The sequence below is a fragment of the Psychrobacter sp. W2-37-MNA-CIBAN-0211 genome (assembly GCF_040309405.1).
Lineage (GTDB): Bacteria > Pseudomonadota > Gammaproteobacteria > Pseudomonadales > Moraxellaceae > Psychrobacter > Psychrobacter glaciei.
Genome location: NZ_JBEOOU010000018.1, coordinates 1 through 20,380 on the forward strand (window position 1 = coordinate 1; position 20,380 = coordinate 20,380).

Annotated in this window: 11 protein-coding genes; all 11 read left to right on the forward strand. The window is 42.5% G+C overall.

Features of this window, described 5'->3' with window-relative positions; translation table 11 throughout:
• Positions 1 to 2,738: Ig-like domain-containing protein (locus AAEY72_RS13240; protein WP_352310869.1), on the forward strand; the 2,738-nt coding region annotated here is incomplete at its 5' end.
• Positions 2,739 to 2,893: 155 nt separating this feature from the next.
• A complete protein-coding gene (locus AAEY72_RS13245) occupies positions 2,894 to 7,075 on the forward strand; it encodes a Mur ligase family protein (RefSeq protein ID WP_352310871.1) in 4,182 nt (1,393 codons plus the stop codon).
• A 236-nt stretch (positions 7,076 to 7,311) separates the two neighbouring features.
• On the forward strand, positions 7,312 to 8,847 hold the full coding sequence (locus AAEY72_RS13250; protein ID WP_352310873.1) for a TolC family protein: 1,536 nt from the start codon (positions 7,312 to 7,314) through the stop codon (positions 8,845 to 8,847).
• Positions 8,848 to 8,994: 147 nt separating this feature from the next.
• Positions 8,995 to 11,319, forward strand: coding sequence for a type I secretion system permease/ATPase (locus AAEY72_RS13255; RefSeq protein ID WP_352310875.1), 2,325 nt, complete (start codon positions 8,995 to 8,997; stop codon positions 11,317 to 11,319).
• A 2-nt stretch (positions 11,320 to 11,321) separates the two neighbouring features.
• Positions 11,322 to 12,491, forward strand: coding sequence for a beta-barrel domain-containing protein (locus tag AAEY72_RS13260; RefSeq protein WP_201591805.1), 1,170 nt, complete (start codon positions 11,322 to 11,324; stop codon positions 12,489 to 12,491).
• A gap of 436 nt (positions 12,492 to 12,927) precedes the next feature.
• Positions 12,928 to 13,542, forward strand: a complete 615-nt coding sequence (locus AAEY72_RS13265) for a YceI family protein (protein ID WP_352310877.1) — start codon at positions 12,928 to 12,930, stop codon at positions 13,540 to 13,542.
• Between the two features lie 118 nt (positions 13,543 to 13,660).
• The gene (locus tag AAEY72_RS13270) at positions 13,661 to 15,058 is read left to right on the forward strand and encodes a c-type cytochrome (RefSeq protein WP_352310879.1); all 1,398 of its coding nucleotides are present in this window, start codon (positions 13,661 to 13,663) and stop codon (positions 15,056 to 15,058) included.
• Positions 15,059 to 15,411: 353 nt separating this feature from the next.
• A complete protein-coding gene (locus tag AAEY72_RS13275) occupies positions 15,412 to 17,028 on the forward strand; it encodes a flavin monoamine oxidase family protein (RefSeq protein WP_352310881.1) in 1,617 nt (538 codons plus the stop codon).
• A gap of 82 nt (positions 17,029 to 17,110) precedes the next feature.
• Positions 17,111 to 17,773 (forward strand): c-type cytochrome, encoded by a 663-nt coding sequence (locus AAEY72_RS13280; protein WP_352310883.1) that lies wholly within the window; start codon positions 17,111 to 17,113, stop codon positions 17,771 to 17,773.
• A 141-nt stretch (positions 17,774 to 17,914) separates the two neighbouring features.
• Positions 17,915 to 19,591 (forward strand): phosphoethanolamine transferase, encoded by a 1,677-nt coding sequence (locus AAEY72_RS13285; protein WP_352310885.1) that lies wholly within the window; start codon positions 17,915 to 17,917, stop codon positions 19,589 to 19,591.
• A 71-nt stretch (positions 19,592 to 19,662) separates the two neighbouring features.
• The gene (locus tag AAEY72_RS13290; protein ID WP_352310887.1) at positions 19,663 to 20,352 is read left to right on the forward strand and encodes a response regulator transcription factor; all 690 of its coding nucleotides are present in this window, start codon (positions 19,663 to 19,665) and stop codon (positions 20,350 to 20,352) included.
• Positions 20,353 to 20,380 lie beyond the last annotated feature (28 nt).

Sequence of the window (20,380 nt, forward strand, 5' to 3'; positions counted from 1 at the left end):
ACAGTGGTGGCACCTTACCAGCCCCCGTGGTCAATGCCACCGATGGCACACTCGACAGTGCGTCAACGACCGGCACAGTACCAACAATCATTGTGCCACCGCTCGTCGCTCGTAACGATTCAGATGATCTAGATCTAGGTAGTTTACAAGTCACTTATTATGATCCAATCAGTGATTCAGATTTAGATATACTTGGTGTTGCTGAAGGTACTGGTGGCGCAGATAGTAATCTTAACTTTACAGTGAGTGAAGGTGCGAGTGGTACTGTCAGCATTGAAGTTAAACAGACAGCGTTAGTCGCAGTAGCGGATGCAGTTAATATAGAGATTTATAATAGTAATGGCGAACGTGTTTACGTTGGTACTACTGGTGACAATCCACTGGTAGGTGATGTAATAGGTCTAGAGTTATTAGGACTAACTGGTAACGATACATTGACCGCAACAGTATCTGGTTTAGAGCCGGGTGACTATACGATCGTGGTACGTAATGATCGTAGCGTTCTAGAAGCTCTGGTCGCCGATATTACGTTAACGGAGTTGGGTGAGGCTGGCGTTGTTTTGGGACCTGATAACCAAGCGTCAGTTCTAAGTGCAGTAGAGACTGCACTGAACTCTGATTATCCTATTTTGCAATTAGGAACCACCGTTAGGGGCATTCTTGAAGTTGCATTACAGGCAACTGATGAATTAGGTGCTGGTGAATTGGTCGGTTTGCTTCAAGGAAATGTATTATTAAATACATTACTTGGCGGGGTGATTGATCCTGTGCTCGATGCAGTAGCCGAAGCACTACTGAGTAATACTTTGACATTACTCCAAACGACGGATATCACTGCTACAGTGACTGAGTTCGATTATGCTAATGATACTGTAATAACAGGCAATGTCATTGATCCTGATTCATTGGTCACAGATGAGCCAGGTGAAGATACGATTACTTTTAATACAACAGTTACTGACATAGACAGTAACAGCAATCCGTTAGTGCCGACAATTGAGGTAGTCGATGGCATAACGGTATTTACGATACAGGGTCAGTATGGTGTCTTAGTTATCGATGAAAATGGTGACTATACTTATACTGCAAACGGTGATTTTGCATCATCAGGTCAGTCAGAGACATTTACTTATACTATTTCTGATGGCGTCACTAGTGATACGGCAGAGTTGGTGATCAATATCGATACTGTCATTGATACGACTCCACCAGATGCTCCAACGATCGATGATCCTATTGCTGGCGATAACATCGTTAATGGTACTGAGGCAGCGGCAAGTTTTGCGGTAACAGGTACAGGGGTTTCAGGTGATACTATCACATTGACTGACGGCTCGAATAATGTCCTAGGTACGGCCATTGTTGATGCTGCTGGTAACTGGAGCGTGAACGTTGATAGAGCAGAAGTTAACGCAATGGCTGAGGGTGCTGAGCAATTGAGCGCTACAGCAACTGACTACGCTGGTAACGTAAGCGTTGCTGCGACTGCAACTATCACTGTGGATACGACTGTGCCAGTGGCTATTGATAATGAAGTTGCACTGGATATAGGTTTCCAGACATCAACTACTAATGCCGCTCTACAGAGTACTTCTGTAGGCGGACTTCTCAATGTTGGTGTTCTTGCGGGCACAATTGACGTAAGTCTACTTAGTGGTGGTAATGCACTTTCTTTCAACATAGCTGAAAACACAACTCGGCAGGTAACGGTGGATGGTAGTGGCTCTGCTCTCTTGAGTCTATCAGTTGTTTTAGGTCTAGGAGATATCGATTTTGATCTTCTAGTCTATAGAGTAGAAGAAGGTAGCTCTCAGGCCATACTTGTTTATGAACAAGCTAACTGGCTCGATGGAACAGGTATTTTACCTACCACATGGAACGCAAATGATCTACCATTACCAGAGTTTGAAGGTGGTGGAACTTACTATGTCACTCTCGGTAACAACGGTGGACTTTTAAACGCCTCATTACTGAGTGACCTTACGATTCGTACCACGTCTGATGTCATCACAAGCTACAACCCACCTGCAACGGTTAGTGCCTCCGTAAATGGGAATGTCATTACTGATTCAGGTACTGATGGCACAGACGTTATTACAGCCGGAACGGTCGTGTCGGCAGTGAATAATTCGCCTGTAGAGACTGGCGGCAGTATTATCAATGGAACGTATGGCACACTAACCATAAATCCAGACGGTAGTTATAACTATGTTGCCAGTCCTAATTTCACGGGTACGTTTGGTGATATTGATAGCTTCGAGTATACAGTTACTGCACCAAATGGCGAATCATCTACTGCAAGTCTCGATATTACGCTTGACTACAATGCTGATATTGGGGCGTTTTCTGCACGTAGCATGCTGCTAGATGAAAGCTTCACAATTGCTACTGATGACACTATCGAACTTCCTGATACATCCCTAACCACCTCAAGCGATGGTCTCGATACTCTTAGCTTTGAGGGTGCAGATCAAGTTATTAGCCTGTCTGATATGATGCAGCTTGATATCATTGATATCAGCGGCATTGGTGCTAATACTTTAAACGTAGCAGCTAAAGACGTTAATTCCGCTATTTATGTTAGAGGTGATAGCGATGATACAGTCAATCTAGAAGGTGATAGTTGGTCAAATGTTGAACAGGTTACCTCAGACGGTGAGATGTTCAATGTATGGCAAGCAGGTAGTGATATCTCTACACAGATCTATATTGATACTGATATCACTAATATTATCTAATACCAACTAATCTCATTGCAATTTTAAAACGCTTCCGAAATGGAAGCGTTTTTTACAATGTCTATCTGATTTTTTAAGATATAGTGAATAAAGTTAAAAATATATGCTTAATATAAGTGCTGTATGTTTATATTTAAAATATGACAAAGTGAAAGATGCTACAGGACAATAAAGACATGGATGAAGATATAAACTCGAAACTCTTAGTGAGCTGTTTAGAAAAAAATTTACCAGCTATTTATGATAACTGGACGCAATCACATCTCACGAAACTGAATGACGAAAAAGAAAGTGATTTAAACAACATTGCGTCAGATACTTTGGTAAATACCTTTGTATTGTCGGTATCAGATGGTCATAAAAGAGCCAAGACGATTACTTTTATCATTGATGATTTAGTTGAAAGTGATGCCTTGGATAGTATTAATCGCTTTGCTTATTTTGAAAAAATACTGCCCATTATTATTGAAAAAATCAGTACATTATCGCAAAAGTTTGATGCCCCCATTATTTGGCTAAGATTTGAGTGGCTTAATCAAATGTTACCTACTACTTGGTCAAGTTTTCAGCAAAGCTTAAAAGGGTTTAAGAGAAACTATTACCGCTCGGGTATTGCATTTGAAGGAGTGCGCGAGCCTTGGTTGTTGCTTACCGAAATGGAGCTAAATGCTAACGCTTGTTTGTATATGGGCAATACAGTATCTCACGCAGGGGTAAATGTTAAAAATCTGAATGTATATGTAAAGGCGCGTCACGGTAGTAGCCAAATCCCAATTTTCAGCGATGACCTAGCTGTCATTAGCTTTAACACAGCAGGTGTATTTATTGATGCAACCACAGGAGCGTGCCATAACCTCGATACTCAGCCACGTTTTAAAGGTCATCGTAAATTATTGCCCTTATCGGCAAATAGCACACAACCTATTATTGAGCAGGCCACGAACTATCTTGCCAAACAAGTCACGCCTTCGGGTCAATATGTGTATGGGTATTTTCCTTGTTTTGATCGCACCATCGACACTTATAACAGCCTGCGCCATGCCAGTAGCACTTATGCACTTATAGAAGGTTATGAAGCTTGCTATGGTTTTGATGCTACCCATTGTGACAATGCTATCGCAAGCAATGAAGCCGTATCAACAAAAGCAACATCAGCAGAAAAGCTTAGCTTGGCTGATATGAAAAGCAATATTGATAACGCCATGCATTACCTGATCCATGAGCTTATCCGACATTATGATGACAAAGCCTATGTGATAGATACAGGTGACGAGGTTAAGCTGGGTGCTAACGCCGTTGCGATACTGGCACTGGTTAAATACTTACAAGTGTTTGAAGACACGCCGCTCGCTGATGAGTACCATAATTTGGCCGCTAAGTTGGCGGCTGGAATCGAAGCCATGCAACAAGAGGATGGTAGCTTTGTCCATGTATTACATGGCCATGATCTATCACTGAAAGCCAAAAACCGTATCATCTATTATGATGGCGAAGCAGCATTTGCCTTAATGCGTTTATATGGCTTGACCAAAGACGCGCGTTGGCTAAATTGTGTAACACGCGCTTTTGATTATTTTATTGACGCCAAACATCATCAAGCACACGACCATTGGTTATCTTACTGTTCAAACGAGCTAATTATTTATAAACCTGAAAAAAAGTATTTTCAGTTTGCAGTCGATAATATTAGAGGCTATACCGACTTTATCAAAAACCGTATCACCACGTTTCCAACTTTGCTTGAGCTGTCGATGGCGTTTCATAAAATGCTGTTAACGTTAGATGTGTATCCAGAGTTTCATGACGTATTAGATGGCTTTGATGTTCAAGCGTTTTATCAAGCGCTACATGCACGTGCCAATCATTTAATGAATGGTTTTTTCTTTCCAGAGATGGCGATGTTTTTTAAAGCACCGCAAACCATTTTGCATGGTTTCTTTATTCGCCATCACTCATTTAGAGTACGAATTGATGATGTAGAGCATTATTTATCAGGGCTGGTGGCTTATCGAGATTTTTTAGAAAATGCAAATTATCCAAAAATTGTTACTAAACGAAGTCAGCAACATCAAAAAAACAACCAACTAACCAGTACCGATAATTCAGGTAAACCGCAAACAGATAGCACTAACAGGCAGGGTGTAGCGGACTCTGTCTTAACGGCTGATAATCTTATAAGGGCCACTAAAGGTAAATGGTTCGTGCCGCCATCAGATAACTGGCTTGCTACGGGTCTTTGTATTTGGCCGCCCAGTTTCAAATCAGGTCAGCTGATAGTAGCTAGAAGCAAGAGTATGTCAGTAGGCTACTTGTCTAAAGCTGCTGTTGAGTTGTTAATAAAAAAAGGGGCTGCTGCGATTGTCACCGATGATGTATCGGCATATCAAGATTTGGGTGTCCCTGTATTACACGTCCGCAATATACGTCAAGCGACTATCGATATCGGACGTTATACTCGGCAGGTCTTTAATGGTCAAATTATTGGTGTCACGGGTAGCGCTGGCAAAACTACATCTGTAAATATGTTGGCACATACGTTAGATGGTTTTGGTGGTGCTGGTTATACGCAATCTAGCGCGAATCTACCAGTAGGGATTGCATGGAATTTGGCGTGTATGCCGCAGGCTATGAATTACTGGGTATTAGAGATGGCAATTGGCTCTATGTCTGGCAATACCAATTTAGTGCGTCCAGATATAGCATTGATCACCAACATTGCTGCTGCTCATCTTGAGTATCACCATAATGTTGAAACGATTGCCCTCAAAAAATCACGTATCTTTGAAGGTATGGCACCAGGTTCTGTAGCGGTTATTTGCCGAGATATTAAGCAATACAACATTATTGAGCAGCTGGCGCATACTTGGGGTATACACGTTATCAGTTATGGCGAACACAGTGAGGCTATGATAAAGCTGCTAAGCTATGCTCACAAAAATGCGAACGCACAGATAGTGGTTGATGGACAGACTTACACGCTTACTTTACAAGCACGTGGCAAGCATATGGTACTCAACGCCATGGCCATATTGGCAGTAGTAAATCATTATAGCCTATCGATTGACGAAGCTATTGTCAGGCTAGAGAGGTTTGAAGCAGTCGCTGGGCGAGGGCAGGTTCTAAAAACGATCTATAAAAATATGCCAATCACACTTTATGACGAAGCTTATAATGCCAACCCACTATCCATGCAAGCAGCGCTTGAAACCTTTGAGCAACTAGAAATACCTGCTCAGAACAAGCTGGTAATTTTGGGCGATATGTTAGAGCTTGGTAATGATAGCGGTAAATATCATTTACAGCTGATACCGTTGATCGAAAAAATGGCTTTTAGAACTTTAATTTTAGTCGGCAAGCAGAGCAAAGCTGTGGCTGATGCGCTTAAACAGTCAAATATCGAAGTTTATCATTTTCAAGACACGCAATCTTTGACCACTCAGCTTGTGCAGTTTATCAAAAATCATGACCATGTTTTTATCAAAGCATCTAATGGTATCGGACTCAATAAGATATTTCTAGAGTGTCAAAAACCTGTTGCCTACAATAGAATTACTAAAGCAGTTAGAGTAGAAGACTCTATCATGAAAGAGTTTGATACTAACGCTGCTATATTGGTTGAGAGTTTTGAGCTTGAGGACAACAAGATAAGCAATTCTCTCCTGATCATGTCGGTCCAATCAAACACACCAAAAATGATGGCGTCATTGGCCAAGTTGATGACAGTGATGTTGATATGGGATAAAGTAAAGCAAGACAGTATTGACCCTTTGCTGACTTTAATTGAGATGCCTGTCGATTTACTAAGAGGTAGCAGCGAGTATTATAAGTTTTATAAAAAGGGAGAAAAAATACCGTTATCAGTGCTTATTGAGTCTGCGCTAATTGCAAGCTCTAACGAGGCAGCATTTGCTTTGGCATGTTGGCATTCTGGTAATGAAGCGCATTTTGTCACACAAATGGTTCATAAGTCTCATTCAATGGGTTTAACTAACAGTCACTGGAGTAGTTGTTCAGGTCTCAACAGAAATGCCTATACCACAGCCCAAGACATGAGTAAGCTTTCTAAAGTATTTATCAGTCAATATGCTGAAATAGCAGCTTATTGCTCTTTGAGTGCTTTTAAATTTAATGGAAAAAAGGTTTTTAATACCAATAAATTGATGCGCGTACACTCAAATATTTTAGGATTAAAAACAGGTAACTTGGTTGGTATTGGTGCTAATTTAATCAATTACTGGATTGATGACAACACTCACTACATAAGTATTGTTTTAGGCGCTGAGAGTCGAGAAATATGCTATGAGCTGTCTGAAAAATTTATGAATAGCTTTGCTTAAATTTAGTTATTTGCATTATGTAATATGAATTTGATAACAAATGATATTTGAATATGAGCTTTAATAAAGTTACATAACCTTAGTTAGTTAGTTAGTTAGTTAGTTAGTTAGTTAGTTAGTTAGCTTGATTGGCTATATGAATTATTGCCTTACCAACTGAGGTCTAGTAAGATTTTACACAGAAGCGTTGAATACATATTTGAGAGTGAATCAACAAGGACGGTTACTAAAATAACATGAAAAATTCGTCAAATCGTAAGCAGTTACTTTGTAGTATTTCAGTGCGCCATTTTATGACCGCTTTGGCGACTGGTATATGTTTTACAGTGACTTCACACGCAGTAGTAGCAGATTTCCAAATCAATAGCCTAGTGGCGCAGGCAATTCAAACGCATCCTTTGGTGGGATCAGCTCGAGCCAGTCAAGAAGCAACCACAGAAGGTATCAATGCCGCTAAGTTAAATCTCTTGCCGACGCCAAGCGTGAGTTCAGGTTACGATAGAGACAATGACTTTGTCTCACAAGTGACCCTTCGCCAGCCTCTGTGGACAGGTGGCAAGCTCACTGCTGATGTCAATCAAGCCATATTCGATGATAAGGCAGCCGTAGAGTATATCTATGAGCAACAAAACCTAGTGGCAAAAACGACGATTGATGCTTGGCAGAGTTATATTCAAGCCGTCGCAAAACAAAGCGTCCATGTTGAAAACCTGAAAGAACTTAGTGACTTTGAGGCCATGATGCAGCGTCGCGTTGGGCAAGGTGTATCCGCTAGGATTGAACTGGATCTAGTGACAAATCGTATCTTACAAGAGCAGACGGCTTATCAATCTGCGGTCGAACAGCAACGTATCGCTGCTGCTAGGCTTGAGCAAATCATCGGTCAATCATTGTCTCAGATGAGTGCAATGAGTATACCGAACATCAAAGTATTGGTAAATCAAGCCAAACAGCAATCGATCGACTTTGAAAAAATGGCCTTTAATCGAGTGGGTTTTTATAATCCCACGGTCGTCAAAGAGCACTTTCAGATCGAATCTGCCAAGCAAGGCGTTGAAGCACAGCAAGCGGCTCGATATCCAACCGTTTATGCTCAATACGAACATGCTTACTATCACGAAAATAATGAAAATGATGGTAAGTTTTCATTAGGGTTAAGTTATGCCCCAGGCGCTGGTTTTTCCAACTTTGCGCTTGCACGTGCGTCACAGGCACAGGTCAACAGTCTGGTACAAAACCAAGAAGCGGCGCGCCGTAATGTCATAGAAAACATTCAAGTTCAGTATCAGCAGTTTGTGAGTGCCAAGGATAGAGAGACATCACTGGTCGCTGCTGTCGCAGGCGCACAGATTGTGGTCAGCTCTTACCGTAGGCAGTTTATTGCAGGGCGCAAGTCATGGCTCGAAGTGCTCAATGCTGTCCGTGAACACAACGACTATCAAGTACAGCTGGTACAAACTCGGGCGGAGATGCTGGGTGCATTCTATAGGCTGCAAGTGGACTTTGGTATTATGCAGTGGCAACAGTTTTCTAATAATCGCAAGACAGTCACTTTGTTTAGCCCGACAGACTCTGTAAAACAGTGGCTCAATAAGCAAGATAAAAGCAGCGTAAGTCGTGAGTTTGGTTATGGAAAAAACACAGTAGAAGAAGAGTATATCGAGATTAAACTACCCGCGACTGCAGAGCAGAGTCTAAATAATGGAGAGTATCTTATGTTAAATGATGATTACAGTATTACGCCAATAACGAACCAAGAGAATAGGCCCTAAACAAGACGGTCATATAAGAGAGCATACCGCTACTTCTCAAAAATACTGACTAGTATTGGTCTGATATAAGAATAATAGAGGTTTCTCTATTTGCTACTACAGTATCTTGGATACGCAACCATCTCCAATATTCAATAAGTGATTAATATGAGTGCACAATTACAAAAGACAACGTCTCAGTCTGTTGGTCACCATGAGTTGCAATACTCGGAGCAGATTGATCTGACCGAAACGTTGACCGATGCAATTAAGCATTTACTCGGGCAGCAAGGCTATCCGGTAGATAATATACGGCTCCATGATGTCGTCAGGCGGCATAGTGAGCAATCGGACAGACAAGGTCAAAGTATTCATGAGCTAGGCGGTGTCATTGCAGTATTAGAAGGCATCGGCATAACGGACACACCTGAAATATTGGAGCAGCCCGATGCCGCTTTTTTGCCTTTATTGGCTTATCGAACAGATTTGGGTTGGGGCGTAATTGATAGTCAAACCCCGCAAAAGAGCTGGAACCTTAGACAAGCGAATAGCCATGTACAGACACGTGCCGAAGAGCTGTCATTGGTGTTGCGTATCCGCCTAAAAGAAGACCATATCAAGCAGCGTAAAGCCTCATTCTCTGACCTGCTAAAATCTGATTTGGGCAATTATAAAGGCATTTTGGTGGAAGCCGTTATTGCGACTTTTTTAATCAATATGCTGGCATTAGCCGTATCGTTATTTTCTATGCAAGTTTATGACCGCGTCATACCGACGCGTAGTGAATACACGCTCATTATTTTGGCGAGTGGTGTCTTTTTGGTGATTTTATTCGAAGCATTTATGAAGTTTTCCCGATCAAGAATCATGGATAAAGTGGTCGTCGGTCTCGATCAGTATTTGTCTCGGGAAGTGTTTCAACGTTTATTAAAAGTCCGTATCGATCAGATGCCAGGATCGGTCGGTTCTATGGCAGCGCAGTTACGTGGCTATGAGCAAGTGCGTAGCTTTTTTACCGCAAGTACACTCTTTGGCTTGGTCGATTTGCCCATGACCATTATTTTCATCAGTTTGGTGGCTTTTATTGGGTCGCCTTTAGTGGCTGCCGTACCCGTGATCGCGGCAGTAATCGCGATTACGATGGGATTAGTTGCTCGTAAGCGCATTGATGCTATTGCAGCAGAAGGCGCGACAGCTTCTTATTATAAAACAGGTCTGCTTGTAGAAGCTGTGGAAGGCGTCGAGACCATAAAAGCAGGGGCAGGCAGTTGGAAATTTCTCTCGCGTTGGCTTGATGTGATGGACATTACCATCAAAAACGACTTGGATATGAAGCATGCCAATGACAATTTGACGTATTTTACGCAAATGCTGCAGCAAACAAGCTATGTCGGTATTGTGATAGTCGGGGCATTTGTCGTGATGCAGGGCGACATGACGATGGGTGGACTGATTGCCTGCTCGATACTGGGTGGTAGGGTGCTGGCACCGGTTATGGCTATACCAAACTTGCTGGTGCAATATGCTCATGCCAAGGCCGCCAAACTGAATATTGAAAGTTTATTTGCACTGGAGCAGGACAATCAAGGCGTTGCTTATCCATTGTCGCCCACGCATATCAAAGGCGCTTATCAATGTGATGGTTTGATATTTAATTACAAAGACAATGATCGACCAGCCATCAATATCTCACAGCTGGTGATTAAGCCAGGAGAACGAATAGCGATACTTGGGCCTATCGGTTCAGGAAAATCCACCTTGCTCAAGGTGCTGGCAGGATTGTATGCACCCACCAAAGGGCGAGTGCTATTGGATGGTCTTGATATACATCAAATAAGCCGTGAGACATTGAGTGAGCGCTTGGGCTATCTGCAACAAGACCATCGATTGTTTCAGGGGACATTACGAGAAAACTTATTAATCGGTATGGCAGCGCCCAATGATGATGTCTTGCAAGATACTCTAAATAGAACAGGGCTCATAAACTTGGTATCGAGCCATTCAAGCGGTCTTGACCTGCCGATTAGTGAAGGCGGTAAAGGACTGTCAGGTGGACAAAAACAACTGGTGGCGTTCACTCGTTTACTATTGACCAAACCCGATGTATTTTTGTTAGACGAGCCTACTGCGTCTATGGATAATCGGCAAGAACAGCGCTGTTTACAAGTACTGCGTCAGGAGCTGACAAAGGGGCAGACATTTATTGTTTCTACTCATAAGACAGCATTGCTGGACTTGGTTGACCGTTTGATCATTATGGACAATCAACGCATTATCATTGATGGTCCAAAACAGGCGGTACTCGATGAGCTTCGCAAAAACGATCAAGCAAAAAACAAGACCACTGTACAGCAAAAAGATAAAATTATTAACAAAACCAGTCAACCATCAAAAGAAGGTGCTGATGAGACCAAGCCCGTAACGTCTAGGGTCAAAAATATCAGCATAAAAGCTAGCAGTGCTAAAAACTCACCAGACGATCAAGGGAAGTAGGTATGTCAGAGTATAAATATACACCCACCAATCCCAAAGTTAATCGTTCAAGACTGAGTATTTGGATTGCTTTGATTGGTATTATTACTTTGATCGTCTGGGCATCATTTGCCAAAATCGATCAAGTAACTCGTGCCAAAGCAACGGTGATTGCAAGTGCTCGAACACAGGAAATTCAAGCATCAGAAGGAGGTGTATTAACCCAATTAGCTGTCAGAGAAGGTGAGGAAGTAAAGGCGGGACAGTTGCTTGTCGTGTTAGAAGAAGAGCGAGCCAAAGCCGCGGTAGATAACTCTGCTTCCAAGACAGCGGCATTAAAAGCCAAGTTAGCCCGATTGAATGCCGAAATTTTTGAAAAACCCTTGATATTTCCTGAAGAAATACAGGGTTATCCTGAATATGTACAGAACCAAAGAGCGCTGTATAACCGCCGTCGTCAGGCCATCAATGAAGAGGTTTCTTCTCTTGAAAAAATGCTGGTTTTGGCGCGTCAAGAGCTAAGCATGAATGAGCCACTATTAAAGTACGGGGATGTCAGTCAAGCTGATGTCATCAAGCTCAGTCGTCAAGTGGCGGACATTGAAGCGCAAATCAATAACAAGCGCAACAAGTACTTTGAGGAAGCGCAAGCTGAGATGACAAAAGCTCAAGAGGATTTGGATACCGAGCTTGAGCAGCTAAGAGATCGCGTGCAAGTATTAGGTGAAAAGCGTTTGTTGTCACCTACAGAAGGTAAAATTAACAATATAAATGTGACGACTATTGGCGGTGTTGTTAAGCCGGGTGAGGTCATCATGCAGATTCTACCGACCAGTAGTGACCTCATTATAGATGCGAAAGTCAGTCCTGCAGATATTGCTTATATAAAGGAAGGACAAGACGCGACCGTCAAGCTTGATGCCTATGATTATTCAATATTTGGGTCGATGACTGGCACCGTCAATTACATCAGCCCAGATACTTTGATGGAGCAAACACCCAAAGGCGAAGAGCCTTACTATCGCGTGCTAATCGTTATCACTGGTGCTGAATTTAAGGGTCGGGAAGACAAGATAGTCATCAAGCCAGGCATGACGGCTTCTGTTGACATAAAAGCGATGGAGCGCACAGTATTGTCTTACCTCACCAAGCCTATTACCAAAACGCTGTCAGAAGGGTTGGGGGAACGTTAAGTTAAGAGATGCTTCATACTTACTGATAAATGTTGCGCGTATCAAAACGAACCGAACTGGTATCGTCAGAGATTCAACACGTTGAGAGAGTACGACAGTAAAAACGCGCAACTACCTGCCTTAAATTGCTAATGTAATCATCCTTCCTAAACCAAGTTACCGTCTTAACGTTTTCTTAACGGCGCGCTATTTATGATAATAGATATATAGCGAAAATTTAGCCTAAGCAGATATTGCTGCCTTCGCTAAAATAATACTCCTAAGTGTTTGGAAAATAGGGTATAAGTTATTAGAGTGTATTATCAACTAACAAAGTTATCTATGTAGCGATCTTAAAATGGCTAAATTTTTATTAAGTACAAGCATGGATTGCGTCCATCAATAAAAAAGTCAGTAGTATCAATAAGGCTTACAATGCTTACGAAGGAATGTGGCTATGGGCGCTTCAGACAGCGGTCAAAAAAGATCATATGTTTTTGCCTTTCTAACACTGCTATTGCTAATAATAAGTAACATAACGGGCAGTTTTGCCGCTAGCTATGTCATCAATCCTATCAATACAAATATAAGCTTCGGCATTGAGCGTTTCAAAACCTCGACCACTACTGGCGGCTTTTATGATGTCAAAGGTAATTTGCAATATGATCCAAGCTCACAGACAGGTGATATCTCATTAGTTATTCCTATTAGCTCTTTGAATACGGGCAATAAAGCATTCAACCATACTTTGACAGGTCCTAATTTTTTTGATATGCAGCGCTTTCCGTTGGCGCGTTTTGACTCTACCAAATGGTACTTTAATCAGAATAAATCGCTCCCTAAGATTCTAAAAGTGGATGGTAATTTAATCCTGCATGGCGAAACCCATCCTATAAGCTTGACAGCGACTAAGTTTGACTGTTATTTGCATCCCGCATTCAAAAAAGATGTTTGCAATGGTAATTTTACGGCTACCGTTGACCGAACCAAATGGAATATCGATAAATATGCATGGTTTGGACTCACTAAAAACCTCAACTTGGAGATTCAAATTGAGGCCATTAAACAGTAGCTATTACCGATGAATAGTTTTATTTTAGTAGAGTCTGTTTTTAGTAGGATTTATTAGTGAAGAGCAGACAGCTTCTGAAAAGTGATCAAGGATGATTGACTGGTATGATAAGGATACTATGAAGCCACTTTCTATGATGATATCAACACTCGCTCTCAGCGTGCTGAGCATAGCCTCTAACATTGCCATTGCTGACGGCACAGGCATCGGCAATAGCAATCTGACACCATCCAGCTTACCTCCCAGCATAAGCCTGCCTAATGTTAGCCCAATCAATAATGATTTAGCCAATTACGGGGCTTATATTGCACGTACAGCCGACTGCATGGCCTGTCATCGTGAGGACTATAGTGGTGGTGTTCCTATCGAAACGCCTATCGGTAATATCTATTCAACCAATATCACGCCTTCTACGCAGTATGGTATCGGTAATTATACGGAAGCTGACTTTACCAAAGCATTACGTAAAGGTCGCGCGCCAAATCATCAACTTTATCCGGCGATGCCGTATCCGTCCTATCATGGAATGACGGATGATGATATTAGCGCTTTATTTGCTTATTTCCAAACAGTTCCTGTCGTCGATAAGCCACCTGAAAAAACAACGCAACTGCCTTTTCCTCTAAATATTCGTAGCTTAATGCTCGCGTGGAATGTCATCAATGTGCCGTCTACTAAAAACCGTACTGGTCTGACACCAACGCAGCAGCGCGGTGAATATCTGGTGAATAATTTAGAGCACTGTGGCACTTGTCATACGCCGCGCAACCTCACCCAAGGTCTCGATAAAGACCGTTATCTATCTGGTGCGCCGCTTGGTAAATGGTTTGCGCCTAATATTACCCCTGATAACGACACTGGTATTGGGCGTTGGAGTGAGCGTGACATTGTCACTTATTTGCGTACTGGAAAAATTGATAAACGGGCGTATGCAGGCGGCCCTATGGCAGAAGCAGTAGGACATAGTACCCGTTATCTCACCGATGAAGATTTGAGCGCGATGGCTAACTATCTAAAAGTCATTCCTGCGATCAAGACTGATGATTATCTGCTGCCGGTTAATGTTGCACGTTTACCAAATCCCATCAGCTCCTCTATTACTTATGATTTACTAGAGCAAAAGGACTATCTAGCACAGGTTAAAACGAATACTTCTAAAACTAGTAGCAGCGATTCGTCTAAACCCTCAGCTGAATCCTCATCTAAAGCCCTGTATCTTGGTCATTGCGGGAGTTGCCATGGCGTTGATGGGTACGCTCAACCGGATGCCCGCTATGCTGCTATTGTCGGTCTTAGTAGTATTCGCCGTGCTAAACCTGATGCGTTGATTGGCGTTATCGCTTTTGGGGCAAAAGGTGCGTTCAATACTGCACCGAAAATGCCAGGTTTTGAGAAAGACCTAAGCCCTGCACAAATCGCTAGTATTACTAACTATGTGCGAGTCAACTTCGGTGGTCTGCCAAGTAGCGAAGTCAGTGCGGCGGATGTCAAACGCGTCGTCAAAGAAAAAAGTTAAATCTCATCTCCTTAAATTTAAAGAATTGAATCTAAAAATTTGCTTGTTTGATTAGGGTCTGTTGAACATTCAAATATTAGGACTGCTGATCGCTAAAATCGCATCAAACTAGGCGTAAACCGACGATAATGTCGAGACCTTAGCTAGTTTTACAACAACGTTTGGGGTGATTTTAGCATCAGCCTTTCAGGGCAGGACTATTTTTTGCCAATACATGGCGAAATTGTCTAACCTAGAACGACTAGGCGTCAAAAATTTCACTGCGTATTGTCTAAAAAATAGCCACTGCCAGTACCACATTTGAATGTTCAACAGACCCTACTATAAAAACGAATTGTGCCAAGGATAATTAAATGAACGATTTATTGCATTCCCCTACACGGCGACAATTGCTTTCAATGATCGGTAAGACTGCTGGCGCGACTGCCATGTATCAGGCGATGACCACATTGGGGTTTGCATCCGAGTCGAGTTTTAAGCAAGAAATAGATCTCAAAGGTGCTCCTGCTGGCGCGAGCATCGTTATTTTGGGAGCAGGGTTGAGCGGGCTTACAGCAGCTTACGAGTTACGTAAAGCGGGCTATAAAGTCACCGTGCTTGAATATCAAAATCGCGGTGGTGGGCGCAGTTGGACGCTAAATAGTGGCGATAAATATACTGAGCTTGGCGGTGAGGAGGTGACTTGCGACTTTGAAAAAGGCAATTACTTTAACGGTGGACCGTGGCGATTGCCCGTACATCACTATGCGGTATTTCATTATTGCAAAAAATTTAATGTCGCATTGCAGCCCTTTATCCAAACCAATGATCGTGCTTATCTACATCGTACTAACCATTTTAATGGTGCACCGCAGCGCTTAGGCGAAGTACAAAGCGATATCCGTGGCTACGTGTCAGAGTTACTATCTAAAGCAGTCAATAAAGGTAGCTTAGATGATACAGTCACTAAAGAAGATAAAGAAAAGTTACTAGAAGGTTTGAAAGGTTGGGGCGTTCTTGATAATAGCTATCGCTACGTCAAAAGCCATGAAACCAGCAAACATCGCGGCTATAGTGTCTATCCGGGTGGCGGTCTGATGCCCGACGCTAAGCCATCTACTCCTATCCCAATGAAAAAATTATTAGACTCAGGGATGTGGTCTGATCTCTATGCTAATTACACCGTTTACGTGCACCAACCAGCAATGTTTCAACCTGTCGGAGGTATGGGCAAAATAGGCGATGCTTTCACACGTGAATGCCGCGATATGATCAAGTTTAATGCCAAAGTCACCAAAATCAATCAAGATGAGACAGGGGTAACTGTTGATTATATCGACAGCACCAATTCTGCAAGCAATAACCCAGAGGGTAGCGTCAAAAGCGTTCGTGCCGATTGGTGTATCTGTACTATTCCGCTGTCAGTATTAACCCAAATTGACATCAATGTCTCAGAACCAATGAAGCAAGCGATGGCAGCCGTCCCTTATGACAGCTCTTATAAAGTTGGTTTGGAGTTCAAACGGCGGTTTTGGGAGGAGGATGAATGGATTTACGGCGGCATCACTTATACGGATCTGCCTATTACCCAAATCTCTTATCCATCGCAGGACTTATTCACCAAAGGGTCTGGCGTGTTATTAGGTGCTTATGGCTTTGGAGAAACCTCTTATAAGTTCAATTCCTTAACGCCAAAAGAGCGCATCAAGGCGGCATTAGAATACGGCAAGCGTATCCATCCGCAATATCCCAAAGAGTTTCGTTCAGGTACGTCAGTCGCTTGGCATCGTATCCCGTGGTCGCTTGGTTGTTATGGTATTTGGAGTGAATCGAGCCGTGAGCAATACTACGATACGCTTTGCAGCATTGATCATCGGATTGTACTAGCAGGCGAGCATTGCTCACACATTCCGGCTTGGCAAGAAGGGGCCATATTATCGGGGATGGACGCGGCCAAACGCTTACACCAAAAGGCCAAAAAACTTGGCTAGTAGGCCTGTTTTGGCCAGCCCAGCATAGTAACGATCGTATAGTAACAACTATATAGTAACGATTATAAAGGCGATCATAAACATGATAAAACCACGCTCTTTTAACGGTCTTAAACCGTTTATTTCACATAAGACAGTCATATTATTAACGTTGGTAGGCATATTTACCGTGTCAGGCTGTAGTCAATATAGTAACGATAATGCGGTCACTATTGCCAGTCAACAATCCAGCCCCATGATATTTGACGATCAAGCCAGCCGCAATAACGGGGCGTGGGGCGCGGTTTATATGTCCAAAGAAGCGCTGAGCAGACCTTCCATAAATATCGTTGATGTCAATTCGATACCGAAAATAAGCGAAGATGCTGGCTTGCAGAAATGGCTCACCAAATTTGAAGGCAGCTCACAAGGTAAAAGCGGTTTTTTTTCTACTGATGGTAAAAAGCTTTATGAGGATTCTTGTGCAGGTTGCCATATGCAAAAAGGCGAGGGCGCACAAGGAGCAGGCTACTATCCACCGCTAGCGGATAATACTAAGATGGAGTCAAAGTATTATATTATTAGCGTCGTCATGAATGGTCTACGTGGTATGCCATCATTCCACAGCATGATGACCGATCAGCAAATAGCTGCCGTTACCCAGTATGTGCATAGCGATTTGAACAACTATACGGACACGGTTACCACTGCTAATGTCACGCAGCTGCGCCATGACTTTCCACCCGGCGCTGATCCCAGTGAATAGCGCATGACTCATTTTCTAGCATCCTAAATTTCTCATTGTCGTTTAAAGTATTTTTAATTCAAGCAGCTTAACGCCTTCTTAACAAGGTACTTGTTACTTTAATGAATTGGGTCTTCACTCATTCTGTTGAGAAGTATTTGTATGTCAATATCTCAAGCGCTTAGTGCTAGCTTTACCAAAGTTCATGATAGAAAATATGCTATTAGCAAACGCTATCATTTTGAGCTGAATGTTAATGTACTTATCGTCATCACTGCACTATATCTAGTCACTACCGCTAATATTAGTTTTTTTGCACAAGTCTTAAATATCTACCCACTTGATACAAATGTGGGGTTCATTCTTTCACTGGTGGGCTTGTTGTTTGGTTTGCTGTGGCTGATACTTCAGCTGCTTTGTTATCGTTCAACGGCAAAAGCAGTGTTGATTACCATGGTGCTAGTGGCAGCGGTTTGTGGTTATTTTACCGATGCTTACGGCACGATTTTTGATCGTAATATGCTTATCAATAGCCTACAAACCGATCAAGCTGAGGCTATGGATCTAATGGCACCAAGTTTTGCGATTAGAGTGGTATTATTAGGCATCATTCCAGCATTTATTATTAGCAAAATTCGTTTAAAGCGCCTCTCTTGGCAACGCGCAATACTTCAAAAGACCGCAACCTTAGTTGCCTCTATTGCGCTGCTTGCGCTTTGCTTGATACCTTTTGGCGATCAGTACGCTAGCTTTTTTCGTCAGCATAAAGAAGTCCGTTATTATAGCAACCCAATCACGCCCATTTATTCTGTCGTAAAACTAGGAACGGATTATATAGCTGAACAGCAACGCCCCGATACGCTGATACTTCATGCAGCAGATGCCAAGCGTAGCGCAGCTGTGAATAGCACTGCAAAACCTAAGCTGATGGTCTTTGTGGTCGGAGAAACCGTACGTGCTGACCACATTGGCTTGAATGGCTATACACGCAACACTACGCCATTGCTCGCCAAACAAGCGGATATCTATAGCTTTAAGAATGTAACGGCCTGTGGCACCTCTACCGCTTATTCAGTGCCTTGTATGTTCAGCTATGCAAACCAAAGTGACTACGATGTAGATACCGCTGCCTATAATGAAAATGTGTTAGATACGCTAAACAAACAAGGCGTCAAGGTTATTTGGCGAGACAATAACTCTAGCTCTAAAGGCGTGGCAGATCGAGTGGTGTTTGAGGATTACAAAACGCCGGATAAGAACCCCAATTGTGATAGCGAATGCCGAGATATTGGCATGTTGGATGGCTTTGATAAAATGGTTAAGTCGGACTTTAGCCAAAAAGATACTTTGGTTATACTGCATCAAATGGGCAATCATGGCCCCGCTTATTATAAGCGTTATCCTAAAGCCTTTGAAAAATTTCAGCCAGTTTGTATGACCAATGAGCTGTCCAAATGTGATGCACAGTCGGTCATCAACGGTTACGACAATGCGATTGGCTATACTGATTATTTCTTAAATAATGTTATTGAAACATTGAAGCCTTATCAACAAGACTATGAGGTGGTGATGGTATATATTAGCGATCATGGAGAGAGTTTGGGTGAGAACAATATCTACTTACATGGACTGCCGTATAGCATTGCGCCGAATGCGCAAAAGCAAGTGCCGTTGATTGTTTGGTCACCTGCGGGTAACCGTATCAGTAGCGAGAGTCTGACGAGTATGAGCACTCAGCCAGTATCACATGACTTTATCACCCCAACTTTACTAAGCTTTTTTGATATCACCACCGACGAGGTAGCTTCAGCGCCTACTTTTTTTAAGGTCGCCAATTAAACGCTTATTTATGATAGATAAGCGTTTTTAGGCAGTCATATTTAGGCAATCATCTTTAGGTAGTCATAGCCATGTACAAGATACTTATTATTGAAGACAATCCCGATATCGTCGCCAATATCTATGCGTTTTTTGAGCCAAAAGGTTTTGAGCTCGACAACGCTCACAATGGTTATAGTGGTTTGACTTTGGCATCAACCAATCGTTATGACGTTATATTATTGGATGTGATGCTCCCTGGTATGGATGGCACTCAATTGTGCAAGAAGCTCAGAGAAGAGTTGCATGATAAGACGCCGGTATTGATGCTGACGGCTCGCGATACGATCTTGGATAAAGTTGCAGGATTCGATAGTGGTGCTGATGATTATCTGGTCAAACCCTTCTCATTGGTGGAGCTCGAAGCTCGTATCAAAGCGCTCATACGTCGCCATCAAGATGAGCACTTTCGGCATAGTATAGAGGTCGGTAAACTGTCTCTAAATACAGATGAGCACACTATTCAGCGCGAGGGTATCTTTCTAAAATTGACCCCAACTGGGTTTAAGATACTCGCCACGCTGATGAACGCCGCTCCTCGAGTGGTCAGCAAAACGGAGCTTGAGGAAAAAGTTTGGGGACGAGATATCCCAAGTAGTGATGCTTTGCGCACTCATCTTCATAGCGTAAGGGCACAGGTCGATAAACCATTTGCTCAACCGATGATAATGACCATACCAGGCGTTGGCTATCAGATCGTCGACCCTGATAATTTGTCATAATTTGTCTCGCAGATCATTTTTTATCATT

Bases quoted from the DNA above. Each gene is read 5' to 3' on its own strand.
- AAEY72_RS13245 (WP_352310871.1), top strand. From the start codon at position 2,894: ATGCTACAGGACAATAAAGACATGGATGAAGATATAAACTCGAAACTC.
- AAEY72_RS13250 (WP_352310873.1), top strand. From the start codon at position 7,312: ATGAAAAATTCGTCAAATCGTAAGCAGTTACTTTGTAGTATTTCAGTG.
- AAEY72_RS13255 (WP_352310875.1), top strand. From the start codon at position 8,995: ATGAGTGCACAATTACAAAAGACAACGTCTCAGTCTGTTGGTCACCAT.
- AAEY72_RS13260 (WP_201591805.1), top strand. From the start codon at position 11,322: ATGTCAGAGTATAAATATACACCCACCAATCCCAAAGTTAATCGTTCA.
- AAEY72_RS13265 (WP_352310877.1), top strand. From the start codon at position 12,928: ATGGGCGCTTCAGACAGCGGTCAAAAAAGATCATATGTTTTTGCCTTT.
- AAEY72_RS13270 (WP_352310879.1), top strand. From the start codon at position 13,661: ATGAAGCCACTTTCTATGATGATATCAACACTCGCTCTCAGCGTGCTG.
- AAEY72_RS13275 (WP_352310881.1), top strand. From the start codon at position 15,412: ATGAACGATTTATTGCATTCCCCTACACGGCGACAATTGCTTTCAATG.
- AAEY72_RS13280 (WP_352310883.1), top strand. From the start codon at position 17,111: ATGATAAAACCACGCTCTTTTAACGGTCTTAAACCGTTTATTTCACAT.
- AAEY72_RS13285 (WP_352310885.1), top strand. From the start codon at position 17,915: ATGTCAATATCTCAAGCGCTTAGTGCTAGCTTTACCAAAGTTCATGAT.
- AAEY72_RS13290 (WP_352310887.1), top strand. From the start codon at position 19,663: ATGTACAAGATACTTATTATTGAAGACAATCCCGATATCGTCGCCAAT.